Annotated in this window: 5 protein-coding genes; 1 reads left to right on the top strand and 4 read right to left on the bottom strand. The window is 42.2% G+C overall.

Annotated features, from left to right (window positions below):
- From QUB56_RS36470 to QUB56_RS36460, 3 genes are all read right to left on the bottom strand, one after another.
- Positions 1-1,028: CHASE3 domain-containing protein (locus QUB56_RS36470; RefSeq protein ID WP_332961232.1), on the bottom strand; the 1,028-nt coding region annotated here is incomplete at its 3' end.
- A gap of 275 nt (positions 1,029-1,303) precedes the next feature.
- Complete coding sequence (locus QUB56_RS36465; RefSeq protein ID WP_332961231.1) at positions 1,304-1,957, bottom strand: methyl-accepting chemotaxis protein; 654 nt, start codon at positions 1,955-1,957, stop codon at positions 1,304-1,306.
- Positions 1,958-2,123: 166 nt separating this feature from the next.
- The gene (locus QUB56_RS36460) at positions 2,124-2,261 is read right to left on the bottom strand and encodes a hypothetical protein (RefSeq protein WP_332961230.1); all 138 of its coding nucleotides are present in this window, start codon (positions 2,259-2,261) and stop codon (positions 2,124-2,126) included.
- A gap of 450 nt (positions 2,262-2,711) precedes the next feature.
- Between QUB56_RS36460 and QUB56_RS36455 the strand changes: the two genes are divergently transcribed.
- The gene (locus QUB56_RS36455) at positions 2,712-2,870 is read left to right on the top strand and encodes a hypothetical protein (protein WP_332961229.1); all 159 of its coding nucleotides are present in this window, start codon (positions 2,712-2,714) and stop codon (positions 2,868-2,870) included.
- Positions 2,871-3,217: 347 nt separating this feature from the next.
- On the opposite strand, the gene QUB56_RS36450 is transcribed toward QUB56_RS36455, so the two are convergent.
- On the bottom strand, positions 3,218-3,579 hold a 362-nt coding region (locus QUB56_RS36450; protein ID WP_332961228.1), incomplete at its 5' end, for a methyl-accepting chemotaxis protein.

The following is a 3,579-nucleotide window of genomic DNA, read 5'->3' as shown; positions in this document are numbered from 1 at the left end:
TCTACTGAGGCATTCAGTGCCAGCATATTCGTTTGATTGGCTAAATCTGTGACAGCAGTAGAGATATTGCCAATCTGGTTAGTTTGTTCGCTCAATCGCAGAATTTCTGCTGCGATTGCCCCGACATTTTCTTTCAATATTGTCATCGATTCGAGGGTTTGCTCGACTGCTAGGGCTCCCCTGTCAGTGTTCTTTAAAGCTTGCCGTGCAGATTCAGCACCAGCTTGGGCTTGCTGGGCTGATTGTTGGGAAGCAGCGGCCAACTCATCCATTGTGATGGTAGTTTGATTTACAGCGCTAGATTGCTGTGTGGCTGTGCGTTCCTGCTGTTCAACTGTGGCGGCAATCTCTGTGGAAGAACTAACAATCATATTGACTGATTGATTCATTTTCTTTGCAATGCCTGAAGCAATCCACAGGCCGAGCGCAATTGCCGTAAGTGCAGCTAAAGCAGTGCTTAAAATCACCACTGTAGTCAGGAACTGCAAAGCTTGAACTTGCTCTTTTTCTCTGTCATCTAAAATCTCTTCCTGGGTGGTTTCAAACTCCTTAGCTATAGCATCAACCTGACGAAGCTTTGGTAGAACTTGTGTCTTCCACAAGTTAATTCCATCGTCTCGCTTACCTTGCTCAATCAAAGAAAAGGCTTGTCTATAGCTTTGGTCTATCCGATCTTGTAATACATTCATTTCATCTAGCCGCTGGAGCTGCTGCGGGTTTTGAACCCGCTTAAGTAAATCCTGATAGAAGTAGTCAAAGCTGTTTACCCCTTCATTGTATTCTGTTAAGAAAGCACTCTCTTGTTCCAAAAAATAGCCCCTAGCAGCTTTTTGCATAGCTGAAAATCCCAGTTCAAGATGTTTTAGACTTATAACAATAGAATTAGAAGTATTGAGAATTTTTCCTTTTTTTTCTACTTCTCTAGCATTAAAAAAAACCAAAGTAGCTGCTGCAACTGAGAGCAAAATGGGTATGGAATATCCCCACAGGATACGCTCTCTTAATTTTGTGGCTTTGAAGTTAATCATCTGGAATTTTCCTTTTTTTACCCAAATAAATCAAAATTAATCGCCTTGGCTGTTAAATACCAAGTTTGGTTAGTGATAGCGGATGCCGAGTGAACACTGGCTGTACCTTTTTTATTAAGCCCATATAACTTCTAAAATCCTTATGCTCATGCCATTTTTTGGCTAATTTTGTTTTGTTTTTTTACTGTCTTAGGGCCTTAATTTGTTACGGTTACAGTGGAATCGATGGCTTCTTGAGATCAGCGACAAGGTTGTTAATCTTCTCGGCAAATTTCTTACTTTGAGCTGCTAGGAAGGCGGATTTCTGTTGCTAAGACCTTAAAACCTTTGGCGTTTTCACCGGCCCGCCCCGCTTCTACTGCTGCATTTAGCGCTAAGATATTTGTTTGATTGGCTAAATTTGTCACCACACTAGAGATATTGCCAATCTGATTGGTTTGTTGGTTCAAGCGCATAATTTGTTGGGCGATCGCCTTTACATTTTCTTTCAATATTATCATCGATTCCAGGGTTGGCTCGACTGCTAGGGTTTCCCTTTCCGCGATCTTTAAAGCTTGCGGTTCACATTCCGCACCAGCTTGGGCAAGCTTGGCTGATTGTTGGGAAGCAGCGCCCAACTCATCGATTGTGATGGCAGTTTGATTTACATAGCTAGATTGCTGTGTGGCTGTGTCCTCCTGCTGTTCAACTGTGGCCGCAATCTCTGTGGAATAACTGGCGATCGCATTTACTGCGTGACTAATCGTTTTAGCAATACCTGAATAGATTAAAAAGGCAGCAAGTAAGGCGATCGCGATACCTAAGAGCGCCCCAACCAAAACGGCAGAGACTAAAAAGCCGGTATTTTCCTCGGGGTTGGAAGTTGCAGCGTCAAGAATTTCCTGCTCTTTTTCACCACAGTAGTTATTTAATTCGTAATACTCATTCATAATTAATGCGCATTTTTGGGTGAAAAAATCCAGCGCTTTTTTTTGCTTTCCTTGGTTTACTAGCTCAATCATTTAATCATAATAATTAGCATATTCTTATTGTAAATTATTTTTTGTAGCAGAGTTTTCTGGCTGGGATTTTCAATCGTCTTGCCTAGAGATACGGCTAATTATTAAATTTTAGTAAGTCGGGCGGAGCATCGTTTAAATAATATTCATCCCCGTTGAAAATATAGCCTCTTTTATCTCCCACCATGTAAACCAGGTAAAAAGCCATAGGCTCCACTCTTTCTCGGGTAGCCATTGAGATTTTTGTTTATCTATATGACTCCCCTCTCTTGCTGGCGATTGAGAAAACTGGCGCTACTAATCCTACAAATAAAGCAATGGGAACTGCATACCCGATTAACATCCGGTTTCTCAGCTTTAAGTTGGCAAACATGGCAAGATCTCCTTTTGGGTTAGGTAGCTGAATTATCTGATTCTCAACCATTTACTCAGACTCATAAAAAAAAATCCGGCAAAACTTAATATCCAACAAGCGATGCAGGTCGAAGTCTTGAGGATTGAGGGTTGTTTTGCCTGCTGCGATTTTGGATAAATCCTGTTTATTCGATTGTAGCGGGGAATTGAGGAACGAAACCCAAACACTGTCAAATTCACTCCCCCACTCGGGCTCTCTCCTACTCTTGATTGGGGTGCAAGTCGATCGCATAAATGTTACAACCTAGTTAAGCGACCATATTCTCAACTTATGGAAATAGTTGTGACGCTGGTGCTGGGTTCGGTGCTGTTTGTCTGGGGAATGCGCGGAGGGCGGGTGTTAGTTCGATCGGGAGTGACGGCTAACGATTTGTTTAAGGGCAGAAATTCGATCGCCCTAGCGGTAGCGATGGGCCGGAGCTCCTTTTGATACCAGTTTCAAAAAAGAATGCAACTTTCGGCAAGCAGCAAACCCAGATAGTCCTCAGTCAATCGATTTGAGATTTTAGATTTTAGATTTTAGATTGACTTGCGCGAGATAAATGCTCTTTCTTGAGGATTTTCGATTTGAGATTTGGGATTGATTCCACGGATAAATCACGTGGCGGGTACCACCTTTGAAATTCTCGGTCATGCCAAATCTAAAATCTAAAATCTCAAATCTCAAATGGTATGACTTGGATGCCGGAGGTTTGACAAGCTGGGACGGCTGCGATCGCAATTGATGACTCCATGCTATCAATTGCTAGTCTGCCAACCCAAAAGACAGAGCGTCATTTAAACAATTGAATTGAGATTTTGGGCTGCCTCGTTCAATTGTTGAGTGCCTAATTTGGTTTGAGTAATACCGCTAGCGGTTTCTTTTGCCGATTGGTTGAGGCTGTTCATAGCATCGACTACTTGTCGAATGGCAACTGCCTGTTGTTCCACAGTTAAAGAAATTTTTTGATTGTTCAATACCACATTGTTAACAGCCTTTGCCACTTCCGAGAATGCTGCTGCCGTTTCTTGACTTATTTTGGTTCCTTCTTCTACTGTTTTAGTTCCTTCCTTTGTCACCGTTACGGTGGAATCGATCGCATTCTTGATATCAACGACCAGATTGTTAATCTTCTCGGCGGATTTCTTACTTTGATCTG

Source organism: Microcoleus sp. AR_TQ3_B6 (assembly GCF_036702785.1).
In the GTDB taxonomy this organism is placed as follows: Bacteria; Cyanobacteriota; Cyanobacteriia; order Cyanobacteriales; family Microcoleaceae; genus Microcoleus.
This window is presented reverse-complemented; position numbering and strand designations above follow the sequence as displayed.